At 34.6% G+C, this 23,949-nt stretch carries 25 protein-coding genes; 21 read left to right on the top strand and 4 right to left on the bottom strand.

Features of this window, described 5'->3' with window-relative positions; genetic code table 11:
* Positions 1-317: 317 nt before the first annotated feature.
* Together BJ095_RS13815 and BJ095_RS13810 are read left to right on the top strand one after the other, a co-directional pair.
* Positions 318-503, top strand: a complete 186-nt coding sequence (locus BJ095_RS13815) for a DUF3311 domain-containing protein (RefSeq protein WP_285842055.1) — start codon at positions 318-320, stop codon at positions 501-503.
* On the top strand, positions 503-1,978 hold the full coding sequence (locus BJ095_RS13810; protein ID WP_107936066.1) for a sodium:solute symporter family protein: 1,476 nt from the start codon (positions 503-505) through the stop codon (positions 1,976-1,978). The genes BJ095_RS13815 and BJ095_RS13810 overlap by 1 nt, the downstream gene beginning before the upstream one ends.
* A gap of 99 nt (positions 1,979-2,077) precedes the next feature.
* Here BJ095_RS13810 and BJ095_RS13805 read toward each other — a convergent pair whose 3' ends face one another.
* Positions 2,078-2,800 carry a metal-binding protein ZinT gene (locus BJ095_RS13805; RefSeq protein WP_107936068.1) on the bottom strand — a complete coding sequence of 241 codons (723 nt, stop codon included), beginning with the start codon at positions 2,798-2,800 and terminating at the stop codon, positions 2,078-2,080.
* 223 nt (positions 2,801-3,023) lie between these two features.
* On the opposite strand from BJ095_RS13805, the gene BJ095_RS13800 reads away from it, so the two are divergent.
* On the top strand, positions 3,024-3,590 hold the full coding sequence (locus tag BJ095_RS13800) for a DUF4256 domain-containing protein (protein WP_107936070.1): 567 nt from the start codon (positions 3,024-3,026) through the stop codon (positions 3,588-3,590).
* A 268-nt stretch (positions 3,591-3,858) separates the two neighbouring features.
* Complete coding sequence (locus BJ095_RS13795) at positions 3,859-4,359, top strand: hypothetical protein (protein WP_107936072.1); 501 nt, start codon at positions 3,859-3,861, stop codon at positions 4,357-4,359.
* A gap of 109 nt (positions 4,360-4,468) precedes the next feature.
* Here the strand turns inward: BJ095_RS13795 and BJ095_RS13790 are convergent, their stop codons facing one another.
* Complete coding sequence (locus BJ095_RS13790; RefSeq protein WP_107936074.1) at positions 4,469-5,341, bottom strand: LysR family transcriptional regulator; 873 nt, start codon at positions 5,339-5,341, stop codon at positions 4,469-4,471.
* 162 nt (positions 5,342-5,503) lie between these two features.
* Here BJ095_RS13790 and BJ095_RS13785 point away from each other — a divergent pair, with 162 nt between their 5' ends.
* The 5 genes from BJ095_RS13785 (at position 5,504) to BJ095_RS13765 (ending at position 9,542) form a co-directional block, all read left to right on the top strand.
* The gene (locus BJ095_RS13785) at positions 5,504-6,379 is read left to right on the top strand and encodes a DMT family transporter (RefSeq protein WP_107936076.1); all 876 of its coding nucleotides are present in this window, start codon (positions 5,504-5,506) and stop codon (positions 6,377-6,379) included.
* A 132-nt stretch (positions 6,380-6,511) separates the two neighbouring features.
* A complete protein-coding gene (locus BJ095_RS13780; RefSeq protein ID WP_107936078.1) occupies positions 6,512-7,327 on the top strand; it encodes an undecaprenyl-diphosphate phosphatase in 816 nt (271 codons plus the stop codon).
* Positions 7,328-7,739: 412 nt separating this feature from the next.
* Positions 7,740-8,267, top strand: coding sequence for a sigma-70 family RNA polymerase sigma factor (locus BJ095_RS13775; RefSeq protein WP_107936080.1), 528 nt, complete (start codon positions 7,740-7,742; stop codon positions 8,265-8,267).
* Positions 8,260-8,946, top strand: coding sequence for a DUF3600 domain-containing protein (locus tag BJ095_RS13770; RefSeq protein ID WP_107936082.1), 687 nt, complete (start codon positions 8,260-8,262; stop codon positions 8,944-8,946). Before BJ095_RS13775 ends, BJ095_RS13770 begins: the two co-directional genes overlap by 8 nt.
* 155 nt (positions 8,947-9,101) lie before the next feature.
* The gene (locus tag BJ095_RS13765) at positions 9,102-9,542 is read left to right on the top strand and encodes a CoxG family protein (RefSeq protein WP_107936084.1); all 441 of its coding nucleotides are present in this window, start codon (positions 9,102-9,104) and stop codon (positions 9,540-9,542) included.
* A 100-nt stretch (positions 9,543-9,642) separates the two neighbouring features.
* On the opposite strand, the gene BJ095_RS13760 is transcribed toward BJ095_RS13765, so the two are convergent.
* Complete coding sequence (locus BJ095_RS13760; protein WP_107936086.1) at positions 9,643-10,860, bottom strand: MFS transporter; 1,218 nt, start codon at positions 10,858-10,860, stop codon at positions 9,643-9,645.
* Between the two features lie 130 nt (positions 10,861-10,990).
* Here BJ095_RS13760 and BJ095_RS13755 point away from each other — a divergent pair, with 130 nt between their 5' ends.
* The 10 genes from BJ095_RS13755 to BJ095_RS13710 all read left to right on the top strand — a co-directional run bounded on the left by BJ095_RS13755 (position 10,991) and on the right by BJ095_RS13710 (position 20,827).
* Positions 10,991-11,890, top strand: a complete 900-nt coding sequence (locus BJ095_RS13755; RefSeq protein ID WP_107936088.1) for a LysR family transcriptional regulator — start codon at positions 10,991-10,993, stop codon at positions 11,888-11,890.
* A 224-nt stretch (positions 11,891-12,114) separates the two neighbouring features.
* Positions 12,115-12,486, top strand: a complete 372-nt coding sequence (locus tag BJ095_RS13750) for a GntR family transcriptional regulator (RefSeq protein WP_107936090.1) — start codon at positions 12,115-12,117, stop codon at positions 12,484-12,486.
* Positions 12,479-13,354: an ABC transporter ATP-binding protein gene (locus tag BJ095_RS13745; RefSeq protein WP_107936092.1), complete on the top strand. Its 876-nt coding sequence runs from the start codon at positions 12,479-12,481 to the stop codon at positions 13,352-13,354. The genes BJ095_RS13750 and BJ095_RS13745 overlap by 8 nt, the downstream gene beginning before the upstream one ends.
* Positions 13,351-14,061 carry a hypothetical protein gene (locus BJ095_RS13740; RefSeq protein WP_107936095.1) on the top strand — a complete coding sequence of 237 codons (711 nt, stop codon included), beginning with the start codon at positions 13,351-13,353 and terminating at the stop codon, positions 14,059-14,061. The genes BJ095_RS13745 and BJ095_RS13740 overlap by 4 nt, the downstream gene beginning before the upstream one ends.
* A 216-nt stretch (positions 14,062-14,277) precedes the next feature.
* Positions 14,278-14,631, top strand: a complete 354-nt coding sequence (locus tag BJ095_RS13735) for a DoxX family protein (protein WP_107936097.1) — start codon at positions 14,278-14,280, stop codon at positions 14,629-14,631.
* Positions 14,632-14,750: 119 nt separating this feature from the next.
* Entirely contained in the window at positions 14,751-15,185 is a 435-nt protein-coding gene (locus tag BJ095_RS13730; RefSeq protein WP_107936099.1) for a MarR family winged helix-turn-helix transcriptional regulator, read from the top strand.
* Between the two features lie 39 nt (positions 15,186-15,224).
* The gene (locus BJ095_RS13725) at positions 15,225-15,770 is read left to right on the top strand and encodes an NADPH-dependent FMN reductase (protein ID WP_107936101.1); all 546 of its coding nucleotides are present in this window, start codon (positions 15,225-15,227) and stop codon (positions 15,768-15,770) included.
* 345 nt (positions 15,771-16,115) lie between these two features.
* Positions 16,116-17,024 carry an SDR family oxidoreductase gene (locus BJ095_RS13720; protein WP_107936103.1) on the top strand — a complete coding sequence of 303 codons (909 nt, stop codon included), beginning with the start codon at positions 16,116-16,118 and terminating at the stop codon, positions 17,022-17,024.
* A 222-nt stretch (positions 17,025-17,246) separates the two neighbouring features.
* Positions 17,247-17,750: a MarR family winged helix-turn-helix transcriptional regulator gene (locus BJ095_RS13715; protein ID WP_107936105.1), complete on the top strand. Its 504-nt coding sequence runs from the start codon at positions 17,247-17,249 to the stop codon at positions 17,748-17,750.
* Positions 17,751-17,776: 26 nt separating this feature from the next.
* Positions 17,777-20,827: an MMPL family transporter gene (locus BJ095_RS13710; RefSeq protein WP_107936107.1), complete on the top strand. Its 3,051-nt coding sequence runs from the start codon at positions 17,777-17,779 to the stop codon at positions 20,825-20,827.
* A gap of 150 nt (positions 20,828-20,977) precedes the next feature.
* Here the strand turns inward: BJ095_RS13710 and trhA are convergent, their stop codons facing one another.
* A complete protein-coding gene (gene trhA / locus BJ095_RS13705) occupies positions 20,978-21,619 on the bottom strand; it encodes a PAQR family membrane homeostasis protein TrhA (RefSeq protein WP_107936109.1) in 642 nt (213 codons plus the stop codon).
* 197 nt (positions 21,620-21,816) lie between these two features.
* On the opposite strand from trhA, the gene BJ095_RS13700 reads away from it, so the two are divergent.
* Together BJ095_RS13700 and BJ095_RS13695 are read left to right on the top strand one after the other, a co-directional pair.
* The gene (locus tag BJ095_RS13700) at positions 21,817-22,659 is read left to right on the top strand and encodes a DegV family protein (protein WP_107936111.1); all 843 of its coding nucleotides are present in this window, start codon (positions 21,817-21,819) and stop codon (positions 22,657-22,659) included.
* A gap of 245 nt (positions 22,660-22,904) precedes the next feature.
* Positions 22,905-23,867, top strand: a complete 963-nt coding sequence (locus BJ095_RS13695; RefSeq protein ID WP_181418072.1) for a GDSL-type esterase/lipase family protein — start codon at positions 22,905-22,907, stop codon at positions 23,865-23,867.
* Positions 23,868-23,949: the final 82 nt, after the last annotated feature.

Genomic DNA, 23,949 nt, shown 5'->3' with positions numbered 1-23,949 from the left:
ACTTTGCGTTATTCATCTTAATTGAACCGCCGTATACGGAACCGTACGTACGGTGGTGTGAGAGGTCGGGAGTTAATCACTCCCTCCTACTCGATATTTTATAGCAAGTAATATCTTATCGAAATATACTATCGGATTACTTTTGAACTATATGAAATCCTACGAGTAGCTAATTTAAGATTATTTCTTACTATTTTAAAAAAATAGCACTTGTTTTAAGCTGTCTTTATGATACTATTAGTAAATTCTAACAATTTCAATATATTAAACTATTATAATATTACTGAAGGGGGATATATATATTGAAAAGATTGATAATGGCGATTTTAATCGTTTTACCATTTATTTTAATGCTGGGGGCTATACCTTTTGTTAACCGAATTCATCCAATTGTTCTAGGTCTGCCTTTCTTCCATTTCTGGCTATTTTTAAGCATGGTCATTGTGCCTGTATGTACTTATCTCATTTATAGAATCCAAAAATCGGAAGGGAGTATTGAATGATGCAAGGAAATTTAACAGCTTTGTTAGTCACAAGCTTTATAGTACTATCGGTTGTATTAATTGGTTTTATAGCGGGAAGAGATAAGTCTAGTAGAAGCTCTGTTGAGGAGTGGTCAGTTGGCGGAAGGAAATTTGGACCATTACTTGTTTGGCTTTTGGTCGGTGCTGATTTATATACAGCTTATACGTTTCTTGGCTTAACAAGTACTGCTTATTCAAGTGGTAGTCTTGCGTTCTTTGCTATTCCTTACACGATTATTGCATTCTTTATTTCTTATTTCTATTTACCAAAGCTTTGGAAGGTTGCAAAAGAGTTTAAATACACTACCCTTGCCGATTATGCAAAGGGCCGTTTTGATAGTAAGTTTTTATCATTGCTAATAGCCATTGTAGGTGTATTAATGCTTATTCCATATATTGATTTACAGTTAGCAGGTATTCAAGATACTTTACGTGTAGCTGGTACAGGTTATATTAATGTTCAGGTAGTTGTTATTATATCGTTTTTATTAGTCGCACTATATACATTCTTTAGTGGTATCAAAGGGCCAACTTATACAGCAATTATCAAAGATATTTTAATCTGGGTTATTATGCTGTTCCTTGTAGTAACTATTCCAATGATTCATTTTGGTGGTTGGGGCTCTATGATTAATAAAATTGTGGTCGAGTCTCCTGAGCTTCTCACAATTCCAACAACTGGTCCAAAGGGCATTCCTTGGTTTCTAACCGCTTCACTTGTTTCTGGTTTAGCGTTATTTATGTGGGCGCATGGTGCAACAGGAGTATTAACGGCAAAAAACGCGGATACACTTCGTAAGAATGCAATCTATCTACCACTATATAATATAGTGCTGATTCTGGTTGTGTTTCTAGGCTTCGCTGCATTTCATGTATTACCAGAGGGAAGTGATCCTCGTTTTGCATTATTAAATTTAATACAAATGTCTTATGGCGGGGTGGTTCAAGGTCTAGCATATGCTACAATTGCTCTTGCTTCACTTATTCCATGTTCGATTATGGCGATTGGGGCTTCCAATTTGTTTGCGAATAATATTTATCGTGACTTTATTAATCCGAAGGTAGCTCCTGCAAAGTTAACGCTTATTACACGTTCTATGGTATTTGTCGTTATCGGATTAGCTCTGGTATTTGGAATGTTGTTCCCAACCGCCCTTGTATCACTTCAACTTCTAGGGGTATCTGGAATGGTTCAAATTTTCCCTGCTATTGTCTTTAGCTTGTTCTGGAAAAAGCAAACGAAAGAGGCAACGATTATCGGGTTAATTGTAGGATTAGTGGTAACGTTTACAGTTTCTGCAACAGGAATGACTTATGGCATCTATGAAGGTTTCTGGGGTTTAATGGCAAACATCCTGATACTTATGATTCTAAATCCTATTTTTGCAAGAGCTAACAGTCGCAATTCAAACCCTATTATGGATCTATTATTTACAGAACGTAAAGTAGGTTAGGAAAATGATAGATTAAAGCTCGAATACGCTATGTATTCGAGCTTTTTTAGAAGCTTAAATAAAACATTATATTGTAGACTTTGATTGTTTAATAGAATACTAGTGTGCCATCATCTCATGTGCTATCGTATGTCCATCCATAGAAGCTGGGTAGTATGTTGGCCAATTTTCTACTTCATCTAATAGCGCTGCTCGATCATCTCCCCAATATAAATGGAAGTGATCAGATTTTTGTGGTGAAATAATATGGTCACTAAATTGAATATAACCAGGCACGCCTTCTTCGTTACCTGTGTGTTTGTAAATAAAACGAACGCCTCGATTGCCTTTTTCGTAAGTTAAAATTTCATAACCGTCATACACGAATTCTCCCATGTGGGCATGTCCGTTATCGTAAAATGTTACATTATTTCCTTCGATAACGATTCGATCAGTTGACGTTTTGTAGCCAATTTCATAGTAGGCCTTAAAATCTTCTGCGGTTTTCGTATCATCATGCTCTGCCTTGTGCTCAAATACCTCATCTAAAGTTCCATCCTGTAAATAAGGGTAGACTGATTGCCAATCTCCAGCCCAATCACTTAGTTCACGTTCCTTTACCTGTTCATCGTCAAAATAGCCTGCATAAATATCCTTTGAATCTTCGTCATGACTGTGGTTATGGTCGTGATCATGATTATGTACCTGTTCTTCGCTTGTCGTTGTTTCTTCGGATGGAGTGGTAGCTTGCTCAACCGAGTTATCCTTTGTTTCCTCTTCAGCGCAGCCAACTAACATAGCGCTTAATGCCAAAATACTTAACCAACTTATTTTTGCCTTCATCATCATTCTCCTTTTATAAATAGTAATTGTTACGCTTTATGATTATACGTAGCTAATTTGCAAATGTCAACGTAAATAGTAATTATTACGGTTTATAAAACTCGAAATAGGAATAATTATATATTTTCTTTCTTACCAATGATTATCTTTGTTATTATTATCCTTAATAGGGATACTCTAGTTAGACAATTAGTTAAAATACTAATGATAAAGGGGAAAGCACATGGCAAAAAAAGGTGTAGAGCTGTCACCTGAACAACGTGTAGAAATACTTGATTTATTGAAAAAGCGATTCGAAAAGAACATGAATCGACATGAAGGGATGGAGTGGTCAGAAGTAAGAGCTAGGCTTGAGACAAATGCTGAAAAATTATGGTCACTTAACTATATGGAATTGACTAACGGTGAACCAGATGTCATTGCACAGGATAAAGAAACTGGTGAATTTATATTTTTTGATTGTTCAAAAGAGAGTCCTAAAGGTCGCCGGAGCCTCTGCTATGATCGAGAAGCACTCGAATCAAGAAAGCAGCACAAGCCAGAAAATAGTGCTATAGATTTGGCTGCTGAAATGGGCATTAAATTACTGACTGAAGAACAGTATCGTGAGCTTCAAAGGTTAGGGAAATTCGATAATAAAACTTCAAGCTGGGTGAAAACACCTGAGAATATTAGAAAATTGGGTGGGGCACTGTTTTGCGATTGTCGTTATGACACAGTCTTTCTATACCACAATGGAGCAGAATCCTATTATGCTGCAAGGGGATTCCGTGGTTCACTAAGGGTTTAATTTTAGATTGAAATTAGATTTATTTTGCAGAGAATTGTAGAAGTGTGCTGATATTAAAAATATTATGCCTAATCTTAATACGTACAAGCAATGTTTAAAATCCTAAGTAATATATGGTACTTATAGACTCGAATACGCTCTAATGTATTCGAGTTTTTTACACCTATTAAATATAAATCTACTAAACTTTTTGCTGAAAATTATACGTTTTTATATTATGGTAAAATAAGTAAAGATGATAGAACATGACTTATCGGAAGGGGATATTATGCAAAAATTATTAATTATAGTTAGCTTTATAGTCAGTTTCTTATTTATTATTGGATGCAGTGGACAGGTCGAAGAAAATGGAGATTTTCTTTTATATAATACTGGATTTCCCTTTAAAGCAAATGAAACTTATTTTATCGTGACGAAAACAGAGTGGACTGGTGATTTACCAGTTGAAATCGATTCAATTGAATTAATAAAAAACAAGGAAGAGACAATTACATATAAAGAAGATGGAATAAAATATGAAGTTTATGGTGCAGATCCATTAAAAACATCAGGTGTTTGGCCAGAATCAGATATTGGAGATCTCAAAAGTATCGAAAATCTAGAAATTCAAAAGGAAGGTAAAATCGTTTTTAAATTAACTTTGGGTGAGGATGTAAAAGAAGATAGTAATCGGAGAGTGAAAATTAACTATAAGATTGACGGAGTTGGAAAAGAAAAAGTTGTTGATTGGGTAACTCTTCAAGAATTATCTACAGAATTAAAGAATTAGTGAAATGATAGTTGGATTCAAATGTATATAGTTAAAAAAGGGAGCTTAGTCTATCAAGCTCCTTTTTTAGGTTTCTATAATTTGCAAGCTCTATATCAGTAAGAACTTTTTACATTTTCTTTCTATAATGTAAATACTCTAAAAAACTTTTGGCTGCTAGAGAAAGGGATTTTCGCTCTCTCATTGCAATGCCGATAGTTCGGTATGCAGGTATTTCAAGCTCCTTCGCAAATATCTGATAGGGAATACGGTTTAGTATTAATTCTGGCAATATGCTGATGCCTAAACCGTTTTCAACCATAGACATAATCGCATAGTCATCCCAGGTTGTAAAAGAAATTTGTGGAGTAATTTGATGCTTCTCGAAAATTTCAGAGATTTCTGCTTTGGCCCCTTTTTCCAACAGCATAAAGGGACTGCTTAATAATTCTCTTATTGGAAAATTATCAGCATCAGCAAATGAGTGATCTTGAGGTATTATTACGAGCAATCTGTCTTCTTCTAAAACTATCGTGTCCAGTTGTGCGTTACTAGTAGGTAGTCTTAAAAAACCAAAGTCAACACGTCCTTCCAATATCCAGCTCTCTATCTCTGTATAATCTCCTAAAAGCAATTCGAAATCGATATTGGGATAGTCCTTTTTAAAGTATTTAATGATATTTGGTAGCCAATGTGTTGCCACACTTGAAAAAGTGCCTATACGGATTATTCCTGTTTGTAAATTTTGTAATTCCTCGATTTGTGTCATTAAAATTTCATGTTCATTGCATATTCGCTGTAATTGAGGAAGCAGCTTGATACCATCAGAGGTCAAGCTTATTCCTGCACGTCCTCTTTCAAAAAGTGAAACGTCCCATTCTAATTCTAAATCGTTAATCATTCGGCTGATACCTGATTGAGTATAGTTCAATGCTTCCGCAGCTCTTGTGAAGCTCCCATATTCTACAGCTTTTACAAACGCCATATATTTTTGGATATTCATAGTTCCCTCCTTAACATTCGGTTTTGTTATGTAAAGCATGAGAAACATTCAATTTTGTTATATATATGGGTATGCTATTCTATTGCTATTGAAAAATCAAGTTTAAAAGGGATGGGTTTACAGAATGGTTAGGCATTCACAAGAGGCTTGGGGGAACTTAAAGTGAAAAATACTTATTTTAAATATGTATTCGCATTGCTCTTATTTGGCTCTAATGGAATTGTTGCGAGTTACATACTATTGACCAGCTATGAGATTGTTTATCTTAGAACTTTAATTGGTAGCATATTTTTGATCGCCATATTTATATTAACAAAGCAAAAATTACACATTTTAAAAAATAAAGCACACTTTATGTATTTGCTAATTTCCGGGGTGGCGATGGGTGCAAGCTGGATATTTTTATTTGAAGCCTTCAATCAAATTGGTGTTAGTATTGCCACACTTGCCTATTACTGTGGACCAGTCATTGTTATGATTCTATCACCGTTTCTATTTAAGGAAAAAATGACAAGGGCTAAGATACTCGGATTTATTGCAGTTATGATCGGGATGCTGTGTGTAAACGTTCAGGCATTTATGCAGGGGACGGTTTCTATAGGATTGATATTTGGGATTTTGTCAGCATTCATGTATGTTATTATGGTTGTCTTTAACAAAAAGGCTAGAAGCATAACAGGCCTTGAAAATGCGACGGGACAGCTAGTCATCAGCTTTTTAACAGTTGCTATTTTTATAGGATTTAAACAAGGTTTTTCGGTCAATATAGTAGATGGGAATTTGTTTCCTATACTATTATTAGGTGTTGTGAATACGGGAATTGGTTGCTATTTATATTTTTCGTCGATTGGTAAGCTTCCTGTACAGTCTGTTTCCATCCTCGGTTATTTAGAACCGGTTTCAGCATTGATTTTTTCAGCCTTAATATTAGGTGAACAGTTAAGTCTAGTTCAAATGGGTGGTGCTGTATTAATCTTAGGAGGCGCAGCATATGGAGAATTATTTAGATCTTTTAATAATTTTAGGAAAAAAGTGTAGAACCTTCTTTTTAATTACGTCGTTGTAATAATGTTAGGAGAAGATTAATAGAACTATAAAAACATTAAATTTATTCAAGGATTTCATATTTTATCTGTATCTATAAAATTCTTTGAAGAATAAGGGGGCATAATGGAAGAGTCTTATTTTCTTTATATCATTAAAATGATAATTATTGGTTTAGTACAAGGCTTTACAGAACCAATTCCTGTGTCATCAAGCGGCCATGTAATGATAGCAAGTGAGCTTTTAGGATTAGGTGAACAAGGTTTTACTTTCGCAATTTTAACCAATACAGCTTCACTATGCGCGATACTTTATATTTATAGACATGATATTAGTAGAATAGCTACAAATTCCATTTATTATGTTAGAACAAAAAATCACAGGTACAAGAGTGACTTCCGTTTTGTGAGTTTTATCATAATTGGTACAATTCCAGCAGGGGTACTTGGGATACTGCTGGATGATTATATAGCTGAACATGTTAGTATGACAATGATCGCAATAATGCTTTTTGTCACGGGAATCGCGTTATGGTTAATTCGCAATATGAAGGGTGTAAAAGATGAACGTCATCTTACGACTAAGGATGCATTAATAGTTGGTTTAGGACAGGCTGTAGCTTTAACACCAGGAATTAGTCGTTCAGGGGCAACAATCATTACATCCATTGCTGTTGGCATGAAACAAGAAACAGCACTTCGATTTTCGTTCTTATTATATATCCCAGTAAGTCTCGGAGGGGTAATTTTAGGTCTATCTGATTTCATAAATGAGCCAAATAAAACAGATTTAGCAATACCATATCTAGCAGCATTTCTTTCTACATTAATCATGAGCTATGTGGCGATGAAATGGTTTATGGGCATTATGAAGAATGGAAAATTAATATATTTTACCTATTATTGTTTTCTTGTAGGAATACTCCTACTAATCTTCTTTTAATATTGATATTCTAACTCGCGTACATTCTTTGTATGCGGTTTTTTTATTGAAGAAATTTGATTAAACAATCTATAATAATATATGGTGCAATTTGGAAATATTATTCAGGTGATGAATAAGGTAATAAGAAGTAATTAGCTGTTACTTGTTCTGTCATTTTTATTTTACATATTCGATAGTTAGAGGATTGGGTCACACATGCATATAACTGGTCCGTATAATACTCTATTAGGCTTATACATTCCTAGATAATTAAAATATATATCAGGCTCGGATACTTTTAGTATTCGAGTTTTCTCTTTTGGTACTCAAAGTAAAATATATAATTTTCACAAAAGATCTTAGAATCTGAGCCAAATTAGATTCCTGTTTGTCTAATAGTTGTATTTGCAAACGGAAGGAGGAAAAGGTAGTGAACATAAAACGCCTAGTAAGGAAGGCACAAAAAGGGAATGATAGTGCTTACTTAGTACTTTTTCAGGAATTTGAAGCTGATATTTATAGAATGGCTTATGTGTATGTGAAAAATAAGGACGATGCATTGGATATAGTTCAAGAAGTAGCCTATCAGTCATTTAAGAAAATAAGCACATTAAAAAAACCGGAATACTTCAAGACCTGGTTAATGAAAATTACAATAAATTGTTCCTTAAATCTCATCAATAAGAATAAAAAGGTGATCCCATTAAATCCGAAATTTGAGTTACATACTCCAGTTTATGAAGATGAAGATATCGCACTATCATTATCGATTCTTAGTTTAATGGAGATTTTAAAGGATGATGAAAAGAACGTTATATTACTAAAATATTATGACGACTTAACATTCAAGGAAATATCGGAGGTATTAGAAATTCCCCTTGGTACAGTAAAGTCAATTTTATATAGGGCATTAGAAAAGCTGCGCGAAAATTCTAAGGAGGTAGGCAATTATGGATAATCAAATTAAAGAAGAAATAAAAAAAATTGTTCTTCCAGACGAAATTAATGAAAGAAGTAAATTGGGAATCCAAGCTGCAAAAAATGAGTTGGCGGGGAGTGTTAAACGATTTGTGAAAAGAAAAATCGCAATTGCGGTTTTAGCCTCTTGTATAATAGTCCCGACAGGAACATTTGCTTATCAATCGTTGCTTGCTGACGATTTATATGGTTCTTTTGACAATGTGAAAAAACATGTGACTAATTTTACAATGGAAAACTATCTATTATTTGATGCTAAATTAAATAAAGCAAAAGGTAATTTAGGAGAAGAAGAGTATGAAAAGTTCAAAGAGCTACTAAATATCATTATTAGTGCAAAGCTTGATTATGGGGATAAAAATGGGAATATAAATTTTTCTTTAGTTCCAAAGAGAGAGACTGAGGAGATAGAGGGGGTAATGTATGATATCCAACCAATTTTTGATAAGTTAAATAGTCTACCATCCAGTAGAGATTTACTGACAGATGAAGAGTATGAACAATATATTCAAGCATTAATCACTTATGAAACAACAATGGCACTTGTAGGAACTTCAAGTACTCCTGAAATCGATATGATTCCTACCGAAGTTAAAGACGAATATGTAAAAGCAAGTGAATTCTTAAATTATGTTAATGAACTACAAATAAATAATTGATAAAAGAATGACAGACTATCTAATTTCCAAGTAAAATCTATTCTCCCTTTGAACATAAATTCCTATCGAAAATGTTGATGTAAGTTTACTTCTTTTATGTAATAATATTTTTATGTAAATATTACTAATAACGCATATTGAAAGTAGGAATCATAATGGCAACAGGAACACATACAGTGGAAATTCCGGTAGAAGTACAAGTAGTTTGGGATTATATAAGTAACTTGGAAAATTGGGCACCTACAGTACCGGCCTATAAAGAACATGAATTAATCAATGATAAGCAATCCATTTGGACATTTGAAGGCAGTGTCAAGGGAATTAAAAAAACTATTCAAGCCCAAGTTGATATTACTGAATGGGAAGAACCTTCAAATATAAAGTTTGAACTAAAGGGTTTATCGGATAATTTTACAGGAAGTGGTCAATTTACTGCTGAAGAAATAAATGGTAAAACAACAATGACATGTACAGTAGATGTCAGTGCAGGAGGCATTTCGGGTGCAGTGTTAACGCCAGTAATTAAATGGGCAGTTCCAAAAGTTGCATCTCGTTTAACTGAATCAATTGCACGTAAGATCCTAGTATTTTCATAGTTCTCTAAGATTGAAAATCTCATTTCATTTATATGGAAAAAGCCTGTTACTTATTGTATAACTACAAAAAGTAATAGGCTTTTCTTGAGTACCCCACTAATTATATAGCATGCTGATCTTGTTTTTTTATAGATTCCTTGGCTTGTGGTCGATGATGTAATACGTAATATAAGAAAACGGATAATAATGTGATGATACCGGCTGCTTGATACATCATGCTGTAATTAACGATTGAAGCGATTAACCCCATAAAATATGAGCCTATGCCATAGCCAAGGTCAAAAAATAATAAGAATGTCGCTGTTGCAATTCCTCTGCGATGAATAGGAGAGTTCTTAACGGTAAGTGCTTGATAACACGAAAATAATGTTCCATAACCTATCCCCATTATCAATGCAGAAAATAAGACCATTTTTCCAGAATGAGATTGACTAAGCAAGATTAGTCCCAGCCCGAACAATAAAATTGCTGGATAATACAAATAATGCTCCTTATATTTATCGAAAGCCTTCCCGACAATAGGTCTAAAAACAACAATCATCAAAGCAAACACAACAAAAAATAAGCTTGCTATTTGAGTTTGATTGATTTCAGCGGTAAATGAAGCTAAAAAACCTGATAATGAGCTATAAGAAAAGGCTAGTAAAAATGCGAGTAATGCTATTGGTAATGCTTTTATTTCAATAAAATCACTGAATTGCATTTTCTTTTTCTTTATGGGCTCTGTAATTTGTACTTCAGTATTAGAACGTTTTGGCGATGAGACACGCATGGCACAAGCAAATAGAAGTGACAATGCTGAAATGATGCAGGCAGCTACTAACAGTAATGTGATGTTTTTGTCTTTCCATAGAAATAGTCCGAATGCTGGACCAATAACCATTGCCAGGCTCATGAACATACTAAAATAGCCTATCCCTTCACCTTGTCTTGAGACTGGGATTAGTGATGAAGCAATTGTAGTCGTAGCCGTGGAAGCAAGGGCATAGGCCATCCCGTGAAGAAAGCGGATGATTAAGAAAACAATTATTCCCATTGCACCAAAGTAACAGAAGGATGCGATAAGAAAGACTACCAGTCCGAGGAGAGCCATTTTCTTATTACCGAAACGGTCTACCCATTGTCCAGAGAATGGTCTAATTAGTACAATCCCAAGAGAATAGATAGTGATAGCTAGTCCCATCTGTTGCTCATTGCCATTTAAGATATCTTTTACATATAAAGGGAATGCTGTGGCTAATATATAGAAATTCAGCGATACAAAAAAATTACTTAAACATACAAAGATAAAATCTTTTGTCCATATCTTTTCTTTCATTTACTTCTCTTCTTTCTTATATAACTCAAATTGGATTTTAACCTTATTGATTATATAGTTAAAGAACATTAATGTATAATTATATTTATTAATGTTAATATAAGCAAAACTAATGTAATGGAGAGGTTCGATGAATTTTGAACAGCTGGAATATATAAAAGAGGTTGTTGAAACGAAATCAATGTCGATTGCTGCAAAAAACCTTCACGTGACCCAATCTGCTATCAGTCAATCGATTTCATTATTGGAAAAAGAGTTTGGGGTTGAACTATTTAAACGCTCTCGAAATGGAACGCTTCCAACAGAAGAAGGCAAGGTTATCATTACGAAAGTACTTGAAATTTTAAAAAAAGCGGATGAATTAAAGGAAGAAGTCCAATCTTTAACCTCCTCTTATATAGGGGAGTTAAAGATTGCTACAGTGCCAAGCATATTTATGACATATTTACCTAAAGCCTTAGCAAAATTTAAAAAGGATTTCCCGCAAATAAAAGTAACGCTCATGGAGCTAGATAATAGAGAGGTTATTGAACACGTAAATCAAAACAAAATCGATTTGGGGTTAATCGCCATATCTAATTCTGTAAAACACAAGTTTCCTGAATACATTTCCTTTCATTCATTTCAATCACAAGCGACATTTAATGTGATTGTTTCAAAGGACTCCACATTAGCTTTTAGTAAGGAGCTGCAGTTGATGGATATTAGAGAACACCCCTTTGTAATTTATGGGAAGAATTTTTACATCAATTTAATTGAAGACTTTGAAAAACAGTACGGTGCACTGAATATTATTTTTAAATCAACAAATTCGGAAGTAATTAAGAAGTCGGTGGCAGAGGGTGTAGGAATTAGTTTGTTTTCCAGTCTAATGCTAACAGATGATCCTTATTTGGAAAGTGGACGGATTATTTCAATCCCCTTAACAGGATTTCCACTTAATTTTAACCTACTATTTGGAGGTATTTACTCAAAAAATCGAAGTCAATTTCGTTTAATTCAAAAATTTCTCGAGTATTTTCAGGTTTGACAGGTTGGATTTAAAAACGCAGATAATTAAACAACTATTTTAGAGGATTATATGTAATGAAAGAAACCAATTTTGAAGTAGCTTATCAAAATGGTTTCTTTTTATTTTCCTAAATAATGTAATTTTATTAATGAGCTTGAAAGCAGTTTACAAATAGAGGGATTCGATGTATAGTTGATTACATAACTAATCAACCGTTCAACGTGTGAGGAAGTGAGAAATTCTTGAAAGTTGTTTTAGATGATTCGAAGCCGATATTTCAGCAAATATCAGAAATGATTGCAAATGATATTGTCGAAGGTGAGTTGCTAGAAGGGGACCAAATTCCTTCAACTACAGAAATTTCAAAGTTTTACCAAGTTAATCGTGCAACGGTTCAAAAAGGCCTTGCAGAATTAGTTGAAGCTGGCTATGTATATAAACAACGCGGGGTTGGTATGTTTGTTGCATCAGGAGCCAAACAAAAATTGCTTGATAAACGTAAGGAGGAATTTTACAACGAGTATTTAAAACCAATGCTTGAAGAGGCTAAACGGATTGATATTAAAAAAGAAGAGCTACAAAATTTAATCGAGGAGGATTATAGGGATGATTAAACTCGAAAATGTTTCGTTTTCTTATGGCAGTAATCAAGTGATAAAGAATGTGAATTTATTAGAAACAGAGCCGATTATCATAGGATTATGGGGCAGAAATGGTGCTGGAAAAACGACTCTTATGAAGCTTTTATCTGGTTTGGAAAATATAGATGCAGGAACGATAAGTGTTAACGGGATGACACCGTATAACAACAATGAAGCGATGAATACTATCACATACATGCAGGAAAATCACCCTTTTTCAGACCTTTGGAATGTAGAGGATGCCTTACGTTTCGGGGCATTATTCAACAAAAATTGGGATAGTGAGCTGGCAGAGCATCTAGTTACTTTGTTCGAATTACCGAGAAAAAAGAAGATTAAACAATTCTCTAAAGGTATGCAAACTATGATTCAAATTGTTATTGGACTTGCTAGTAAATCTCCGATAACGATAATGGACGAACCAACAAACGGACTTGATGCATACATGAGGAAGCAGTTTAAAGAAGCGCTGCTGAGTACATTAGAGGAGGATCCTCGTTTAATAATTTTATCTACTCATCATATTGAAGAGATTGAAGCATTGTGTGAAAAAATTGCAATTATCAATGAGCATACTATTGTACGCTATCAAGATACTGAGGAGTTAAAAATGCGAGGTGTACATTTATCTGGATCACGGGAGGCAATTGAACCTTTAATTGTTAGCGAAAGAGTACTAGAAAAAAGAACGCTCGGAAAGCTGATTAGTGTGATGATTGATGATGTATTTTCAAATGATTGGAAATTAAAGGCCAAGGAAGCTGGCATTAACGTAGAAAAAGTACCATTACAGGATTATCTCATAAGCTTTACTACTCAAAAAGAGGTGAATAATGTATGAATTCATTTGTTGGACCATTCCGGTTAATGATAAAGGAAATGAGCATGACCTTTTATATAAATGCCACAATTACTTTTGTGCTATTTATTTTCTTTAATCTGTTAGGTGTATTTGATGTAGCGAAATCAGGAATATTTTTCTTGCACGGACCACTTTTTATTGTCTTTCTGTTATATCCATTTATAAATTTTAAAGGCTATCAATATATACTTTCATTTGGCGGGACTAGGAAGCAATTTGTGTTTGCTTTCTATCTTTCGAGCTTGATATATGGTGCTATAAGTATATTACTTTTAAATTTATTTTACTATTTGAGTAAAATTATTAATGCTAATAATACTATTGAATTTTTTCACTTAGCCAATATTGTGAATGATTCTAATTTGCTTATGGAGCTATGGATAGATTTTACGTGGCTTATCTTTGTATTTAGTCTCGGCATAATCGCAAAAACAATATGGTTTAACTATGGCACACTTTTCACTCTTTCTTTAGCCACGTTCCTAATAATTGCGGTTACAATTGTAGCTCTATTTGCAGAGATAAGTAAGATTTTAGATGTGATTTTCGATAACTATATGCTATTTATTGTGATTTTGTTTGGATTATCTTTTACATTTCTTCTTATATCTTATTTACTAATGAGAAATGCCCCTTTAGAAAAAGGGAATCGAGTCCTTATTAGACAGAGTACGAGAACAACTTAATGTACCCATGCCCGAATACAGATTGTGTATTCGGGCTTTTAAATTATCGAGCAAATAACCCCACGGGAAATTTGTTCTTTTTTTATTTTAAGAGGTTAAAAAAGTATTCAATCCCATATTGACTTGAATATAGCCTAGTGTTAGGATAAAATAGTCCTAAGTTTAGGATAAATAATTTTAGGCTAAATATTGTTAGTCTAATGGGAGAGAAAGTAATTGACGATTTTATCAATAATTTTACAGGTTCTATTAGGTTTAGGGTTCCTAATGTTTGGTTTTATGAAGCTTGGGTCTCAGCAAATGGTTGAAGGCTTTAAGAATTATGGTTACCCTGCTTGGTTTAGAGTATTTACAGGAGTAGTTGAACTTGCTGCAGCTGTATTAGTTATTGCGGGTATTTGGAATTCAGCTTTGGCAGCATGGGGTGGTTTAGTAATCGTTGTGACGATGCTTGGTGCAATTTTCACTCATATCAAAATTGAAGATGCTGTAAAAGATTTGATGATGCCAATTATTCTGTTATTTTTAGGATTAATCGTACTGGTTATTAATTTTGGTTCATTAATTTAAGCTTGCTCATCAAGTCCTAAAGGTAGATGCTTCGGGTGCTGCTTATTGAGAATCCAACTGAAGTTGATTATCCTTTATATAGTAGACGAAGATAAGCCTTATAGTTAGGAGATTGAGTAATGGAAGAGCAAAATAATCTAGATTTAAAATTATTTCGTGTTTGGCTAAAAGCAACGAAAGCAGTTGTTGAAAATATACAAAAGGATATCGCCAATCATAAGATCAGTAGTGAAAATTTTATGATTCTTGAATTGCTTTATAGTAAAGGGCCTCATCCAGTGCAAAAAATAAGTGAAACATTGTCAATCCCAAGTGGAAGTATCACTTACGTTGTGGATAAGTTAGAGAAAAAGGGGCTTGTTGAAAGACAGCCTATCCCAAACGACAGAAGGGCATCCAATGTTGTACTGACTGAAGAAGGCAAAACACTTTTTGATCAGGTTTTCCCTAAACATGCTACTACTATTTCTGAAAACTTTTCATTTATCTCGGATGAGGAAAAAGAACTTCTAATTGATTTACTAAAAAGAATTGGAATGGGTGCACAAGGTTAGATAAATAAATTAAAAAACAAGTGATGGAGGAAATTAATCATGACAAAGCTAAACATTGGTATCATAATTGGAAGCACAAGAGAAGGACGTGTTAGTCCACAAGTGGCTGAATGGATTAAAGGAATTGCAGATAGCCGCGGAGACGCAAACTATGAAATCGTTGACATTGCAGATTATAAATTACCATTCTTAGGAACTACGGATGGTTCAGAGCCAGGAATCGCAGCTTGGAATGAAAAATTATTTAGCCTAGATGGTTTTGTATTTGTTGCGCAAGAATATAACCACAGCATCAGTGGAGCTTTAAAAAATGCAATTGATTTCGCTCGTGAAGCATGGAATAACAAAGCAGCTGGTATTGTGAGCTACGGTTCGACTGGTGGTGCTCGTGCAGCAGAGCATTTGCGCGGAATTATGGGAGAGTTAATGATTGCAGATGTACGCGTACACCCTACATTATCTCTATTCACAGATTTTGAAAACTATACAACATTCAAACCAGCTGAATTACACCTTACAAATGTAAATGCAATGCTTGACCAAGTTATTGCTTGGAGCGGCGCCTTACTAACATTAAGAAAATAATATATTGATAGTTAAATGGACATCGGATGCTACCTCTAGTAGTATTTGATGTTCGTTTTGTATTTCAAGATTTATTCATGTTATGGACTGTGTGAAAAGTGACGGGTACGGAAAAATGCTAATCTATCTTAATATTACGGATTCGATATTCTAGTGCTAATTGTCTTAGATATGAAATTCGTTCGTAATATGATTAGTTAAAATTTGAAGGACAAGTAAAGAGTCCATTTATAGGTTTTCATAATTATTGAACTGCACAATATTAAAGCATGCGACATACTATACCTCTAAAGTTGCCTTTAGACAGATTTTATAAAAATTATATATGGAAGGATACTTGAAAAAATGACTCAAGATTATCCGGTTTACCCGTACCTAGGTGTAGTACAAAAGGGAGTGCAACAGCCAATTGCTTTTCCGCCTCAGCATCAAGATCAGGCACCTGGCATGGAATGGGCAATGAATCCAAGACCCATATTTGATTATGCTGGATATAAAGGTAGTGGAAAGCTTAAAGGTAAGGTTGCGCTTATTACTGGTGGCGATAGTGGTATTGGACGTGCAGTGGCAGTAGCTTATGCGAAAGAGGGGGCTAACTTAACGATCGTCTATCTTAATGAGGATCGAGATGCACAAGAGACAAAGCAATATGTAGAGAAATTCGGAATCAGTTGTCTTCTAATCCGAGGAGATTTGCGTGAACCAACAACTTCTGAGCATGCTATAACTCATACTATAGAGAAATTTGGGCGAATTAATATTGTAGTGAATAATGCAGCGGTTCAGCCTTACACAAAGGATATTATGGATGTTTCTAATGACCAACTTGACGACACCTTCAGAACAAATGTATATCCATTATTTTATATGACAAAAGCTGCTCTTCCATATTTAAAGAAGGGTAGCTCAATTATTAATACAGCTTCGAGAGTTGCATATGAGGGAGAAAAGAACGTACTTGACTACGCAGCTTCAAAGGGGGCAGTTGTATCATTTACACGGTCCTTGGCACTATCACTTGTAGAAAAGGGAATAAGGGTAAATGGTGTTGCTCCAGGGCCGGCATGGACACCACTTACTGTTAGCACATATCCAGCAGATGATGTAGCAACACTGGGTACTGACATACCAATGGGACGTGCAGCTCAGCCATTTGAAGTCGCTCCTGCATTTGTATACCTCGCAGCTAACGAGTCGATGTACGTAACTGGTCAAGTACTTCATGTAAATGGAGGAATAATTCGTCAATCATAAAAAAACACCCTTTTTATAGTCGTCCATTTTGGATGGCTATTTTTTAATGGAACAAAAGTCAACTTAGTAATATATGACTTTTATCTCTATAAGTAACTTAAAAAATAGGCCATAAAATCTATGAATGAAAATAATAAACATTGACAAAGGAATTTTTTATTCTTAATATATATCGTGTACGATGTATCGTATCCGATTTATCTAAGGAAGGGGATACTAACTGTGAATAAAGCTGAGTTTATTGGTGAATCTATTGATTTTATACACCGCTATACGATGAAAAGCTTACAGAAAACAGCAGAAGAGCATGGCGTAACTATTCCTCAAATAAGGGTTATTGGCGATGTATATGCCCATAAAACTGTTAGCATTAAGCAACTCTCGCAAAATTTGAAAATGACTCAAAGTACGGTTTCAGATATTGTGGATAGATTGATTGCAAAAGAATTGCTGGTAAAAAGGCCAAATCAAAAAGATAAACGACTAGTAGATATTTCGTTAGCTCCTAGTTTAGTTGAAAAAATTGATGAAAGTATTTCCGAGGTCACAAATCAGTCACTAATTGGTGTAATGAATCTTTTAACTCAAGAAGAGCAAGAAATAGTGGAGAAAGGGATGAAATTATTAGTGTCTGCCGCAAAAGAAAAAATGCTTGCTGAGGGAATTGACAACTATGATTTCATCGACATATTATACTTCTCTGAAAAAGAAAAACGTGGGAAATAACATATAGTAAAAATGGAGGCTACAAGGTGAAAACCATCATAAAAAGACGCTGGGCTATTTTTGTAATTTGGCTTATTGCGACAATATTGTTAACAATAATACAGCCAGATATTAATGCGATATTAAGACAAAAAGGACAGGAAGGTACAAGTAGTGATAGTCCTTCTGTAATCGCAGGGGATATTTTGGCAAAAATGAATACCACTGAAGGAACAGATAATTTAATTGTTTTTTACGATGAAGATAAAATTTCTGAGGAAGAAATGCAAAAAATAGGAGATGCGGTTGAATCAATTCGCAGTAGTAGCAAAGAGCTTGGTATTACAGAAATGATTGACCCTTTCAGTTTACCAGATGCCAAGAGCTCTTTATTCTCTGAAGATGGTACAACCTTAATGGTGAGCTATAAGTTAGATAAAAAAGGACGAGAAATCGATGACATTAAGACACAGTTTGAAAACAAACTTGATAGTGTCCCTGTCGAATTTTATCTTAGTGGTGAAGATTTCATAAATAATGACTATTTAAAAGCTTCACAGGCAGGAGTTGAAAAAAGTGCTGCACTGACGGTGATTTTCATACTCGTAGTATTAGTTATCGCCTTTAAATCAGTTGTTACTCCTTTTATCTCTCTTGTGGCAGTAGCATTTTCCTACCTTGTGTCAATGGGGATTGCTGCACAGCTAATTGATAAAGCTGGCTTCCCAATTACGAGTCTTACGCAAATGCTTTTAGTTTTGATCTTGTTCGGGATTGGTACAGATTATAACATTCTTTTATTTAATCGATTTAAAGAAGAATTAGCTAATGGTAAATCAGTAGATGATTCAATAATTAATACGTATAAAACAGCGGGAAAAACAATTGCTTATAGTATTCTTACTGTATTTATAGCTTTCCTTGCACTCGTATTCTCTGAATCTCCAATCTATCAATCTGGTGTAGTTGTTGTGATTGGCGTAACCATTTTATTGATCGAAATTTTGACATTAACACCATTTATCATGAAAGTGTTAGGCAAGAAAATTTTCTGGCCATCGAAAAATGTAGGGGGACATAAGGAGAATAAATTTTGGGAGAAAACCTCTTCCTTCGGTACTAAGCATCCGATACTTGTTACGGTGATTATTCTCGTGCTTATTTTACCGATGATCTTGCTTCATGACGAAAAACTTAATTTCGATACAGTTGGAGAGCTAGGAGATAGTTATCCTTCATCAAAAGCTATTAATCTAGTAGCAGAGCATTTTGGAAAAGGTCAAGCTATGCCGGCTACTGTTGTAATTGAAAATGATCAGCCACTTAATAACAATGAATCTCTTGCTATTATTGATAATATTACAGAGAGATTAAAGGCCCTTGATGGTGTGAAAATGGTTTCTTCTGTTACTCAGCCTCAAGGACAGCCAATTGAAGACTTTTATGTCGATAGTCAAATGGGAAGTGTTACAGATGGAATTTCCCAAACAAAAGTTGGAGTCGACCAAATATATAGCGGATTGTCAGAAGCTCAAAAAGGTTTAAAATCCGCCGACTTTTCTAAAGCAAGCCAAATGGTTGATGGTACAGAAAAACTTCAGGCTGGTGTTACAGCCTTAGCAAATGGTCTTAAACAAATTCAAGCTGGAATCGATGATGGGACTAATAATCCACAAACGATTCAGAATGGCTTGGCAGCTATAGAAACTAATCTTTCAGCTATGAGTAATGGAGTTGCGATTTTAGCAGAAAATTATGGGAAATTGCAGGCTGGTTACTCTGAAATGGGAACACATTATCAAGATGCAGCAAACGCGCTATTAGCAGTCAAAGGTGCACTTATTCAAATGCAATCTATGACAGATGCAATAGGCAATAGTTACGAGGGATCTGAAACAGATTCAAACTTCCAAGCACTAAAACAAACTATCGATCAGCTTTCAACCTCTCTAAGTCAAATCACACCTGAGAGTATCGCTGTTTTAAATGAAAACTATAATACAGCAAATGCAGGCTTTGCCACTGCGAATAAAAGTCTGGCAAGTATGACTGATGGTTTATCGCAGATGGCAGATGGTTTGAAAAAATTAAAGAATGGCCTTGGACAAGCATCTTCAGGAATTGACACAATCGTAACCAATATGAATGCAGTTAATACCGGACTGAGTGAAATGAAGGCTGGTCAACAGCAGTTAGTTGCAGGTCTTAATGGTTTCGGTGAATTTGGCGATAAATTAACTGATGTAAATGATGGGTTGGAAGAAATATCAAGCGGGCTTGATCAAACGAATGGTTATTTAACTCAGCTAAATACGAATAAGACATTTTTTATTCCTGAGGAAGCTTTAACAAACGAAGAATTTAAAAAATCCTTGGATGCATTTATGTCTGAGGATCGTCAAATCACTAAATTGACAGTAGTTTTAAAGGATGATCCATATTCAGATGCAGCATTGGCAACAGTAAGTCAAATTAATGATGCGCTTTCCAACGGGCTAAAAGGAACACAACTTTCTGATGCAAAGAGCGGAACTGTTGGAACAAGTGCAACAACTAATGATATGAACGATGTATTATCAAGGGATTTAAATCGTACAACAGTAATTGTGATTATTGGTGTATTACTCGTGTTATTCCTGGTGATTCGTTCATTCTGGACACCAGTATTTATCACAGCGTCGCTTATTGGCGCGTACTATACTGCCATGTTCATCATTAACTTTATTTTCCTAGATATTTTGGGATATGCAGGAATTTCTTCATTTGTTCCTTTCTTCTCCTTTATCATAATCGTGGCACTTGGAGTAGACTATAGCATCTTCTTAATGATGCGCTTTAAGGAATACCCTGAGCTTACTGCAAAAGAAGCAATTGTGCTTGCATCTAAGCATACAGGTGGAGTAATTATTTCAGCAGTAATTATTCTTGGCGGTACATTCGCTACATTAATGCCAGCAGGAATTGTCCTGTTAACTGAATTAGCGATTGCAGTCATAACGGGACTGATTGTTTTATGCTTTATTTTACTTCCACTGTTTGTCCCAGCGTTAATCGCTTTACCAGAAGCTTTAAAAAAATTGGTTTCTAAGGAAAAGTAATAAGTAAAATATTTTTGAAAGAATAGGTTTCGCATAAGACCATTATAAAAAGGGAATCAATCAAATTTTATGATTGATTCCCTTTATTTTAGGTTTTTAGATAATTCGTGTTGGGTATATTGCTAAATGTAAATAGCCTGCTAACTTCGTTTAAAGATATACTGCCACACATATCACTAAACAAGCGCAGCCCGCAATAACGAACAGATGCCAAATTGCATGGTTGTAGGGGATTTTTCTCCAAGCGTAGAAGATTGAGCCAAAAGTAAATAGCAATCCTCCAGCTAGTAAAACAGTGAATCCATCAAATTGCAGGAACTGGTACAATGGTTTAATGGCAAAGATAATTAGCCAGCCCATAACAATGTAAAGTATTAATGAGAAAGTTTCGAATTTATGGATAAATAGACATTTAAATACTACGCCAAAAATAGCGATTGACCAGATGGTACAAAGGAGAACAATTCCAAAAACTCCATCCACGGCAACTAACAAAAATGGTGTATAGCTTCCTGCAATAAGTATGTAAATAGATGAATGATCTAAAATAGAGAAAAATCTTTTATATTTTTCGGGCATACTGTGTAGTAAAGTTGACATTAAAAACAAAAGGACAAGTGAAGCTCCAAAAACGGAATTAGAAACAATTTGGACCGTGCTTCCTTTTTGAACGGCGAGAATTATTAAAATGACGCAAGCGGGAATACTTATAAATAAGCCAATTCCATGTGTAATCGCATTCCATAATTCTTCTTTCCAATTTTTATAATCAAATGCTTCGTTATTTTTCATCGTTTTCACTCCCTGTGATTTCACTATACTTGAATAATAAATGGACAGATACTATCATTTGTCATATAAATTTCTTTACAATTGTGAACAATAAATACACAAAGTATAGGTATTTTTTGAAATCGATTACATTTGTCATTATTCCAGAGTGAATATTTGTATTATAATATTTCTACTATATTAAAGGATGTGTCATTTTGGGACGAATTCATATTGTTACAGATTCAACTTGTGATTTAACAAAAGAAGAATTAATGGAACATGACATTAAAGTCGTACCTTTAACAATTCAAATTGATGGAAAAACCTATATAGATGGTCAGGATGTAGAACCTGAATCATTTTTAGACCTAATGAAAAACTCAAAGGAATTACCAAAAAGCTCTCAGCCAGCACCAGGGAAATTCAAAGAACTTTATGACGAACTGGGAAGCACGGGCGATCAAATTATCTCCATTCATATGACTGGTGGAATGAGTGGAACATTTGATTCGGCACGACAAGCAGCTGAAATGAGTGATTCAGACGTAACGGTTTTCGATTCACGCTACATCGCGGTGGGACTTGCTATTCAAATTCGTGAGGCCATTAAACTACGTGATGCAGGTGCCTCAGTAGAGCAAATCATTGCCCGCCTTGAAGAGGTAAGAAAAAACACAAGATTATTTGTAGTGGTAGACAAATTAGATAATCTTATTAAGGGTGGCCGTATTGGTAAAGGAACAGGAATGATTGGTTCTTTATTAAACATCAAGCCAATTGCTACACTCGATGATGGATCTTATACACCAGTTGCGAAGGTAAGAAGTCACAAACAGGTTGTTAGTTACTTATTTAAGCAGTTCCAAGAGGATGTTGCAGGGAAAACAGTTAAAGCTGTTGGAATTTCTCATGCGGACGGATTAACAACTATGGGTAACCCGCTTATTGAACTAGTTGAATCAACTGGCATCAAGGACATAGAGATTAAATTTACTTCTCCGATCATTAGCACACACACTGGCCCTGGTGCAATTGGATTTATTTATTTCGCTGAATAATAAGAAATCTGCTATCATACGCTCATATACTATTATGAGTAGAATGATAGCTTTTTTATTTTCAGAATAGATTTCACATACAAAACGAAATAATTGCTCAAATTAAACTAAATATAACTAAACAATTTACAACAAATTCCGATTTGAAATTTAAAAAGAAAACAAATATGAAAGGGGTAATCATTCTGAAACGAATAACTATTCTCTTCGTATGCTGTGTTGTCTTACTTCTAGGTTATTTGAAAGTGGCTGGTGATAAACAAGTAACTAACGAATCTTCACAAAAAAATCTATCGAATACAATAGTCGCCTTAGATGCAAATGGTGCAACAGAAACTGATCAACCTCAACAAGTTGAGGATGAAACAGAAACAGAAGCACAAACGGAAGCAGAAGCAGAAAAGCATCCAGTTGAAGGCTTAGACGAATCCGTTGAAGAACTGACCTTAACGACAGCATTCCAAGAATCGATTGAAGAGCAATTATTAAATGAATTAAAATTAGTCCCACCTGAAGAAATAAAAGAAGATTCAACTAGATTATATTATTTGGCGCTTGGAGATTCATTAACTCGAGGTGTTGGGGATGAAGAGCAAAAAAATGGGTATACTAAAAGATTAGTGGAGAAGCTTGTGCAATCTACTGATGTAGCTGAGGTAATCTTAGACAATAGAGGAAAACGAGGCCGTAGAAGTGATCAATTACTGAACCTTATTAAAAAAGGCCATTATGATTACGAACTAAAAAATGCTGAACTCATTACACTAACTATTGGTGGAAATGATATTATGAAAGTAGTTAAAAAAGATTTGTTTGAGCTTAAAAGAGCAGACTTTGATAAAGAATTAGTTCAATTTACAAATCGCTATAACGAAATTTTGACTAATATTCGAACGGTAAACCCTGAGGTTCCAATTATAGTGATCGGACTGTATAATCCTTTCTCAGTAATAACAGATGAAATCACTGAATTCGAATCGATTATCACGGAATGGAATGATACAATCGAAGGAACATCTAGTAAGTATAAAAATTCATGCTTTGTGGACATCCAGGATTTGTTCGATGAAAACGCAAATTTAGTTTATCATTCAGATTTCTTCCATCCAAATGGATATGGGTATACAATAATGACAGAACGAATTCTCTCCATGATGAAAGCCTGTCACATAGAAGATTCATCGAACGGGTTAATCTTTACCAATTAAAATGGAGAAAGTAAGGTTAGCCCTTATCCTGTGATAGATTGATGATGTCATATGTGGGGTACATAGTTTTTAAGGTGAAAGA

It is taken from the genome of Ureibacillus chungkukjangi, assembly GCF_003217295.1.
Taxonomy (GTDB): domain Bacteria; phylum Bacillota; class Bacilli; order Bacillales_A; family Planococcaceae; genus Ureibacillus; species Ureibacillus chungkukjangi.
This window is presented reverse-complemented; position numbering and strand designations above follow the sequence as displayed.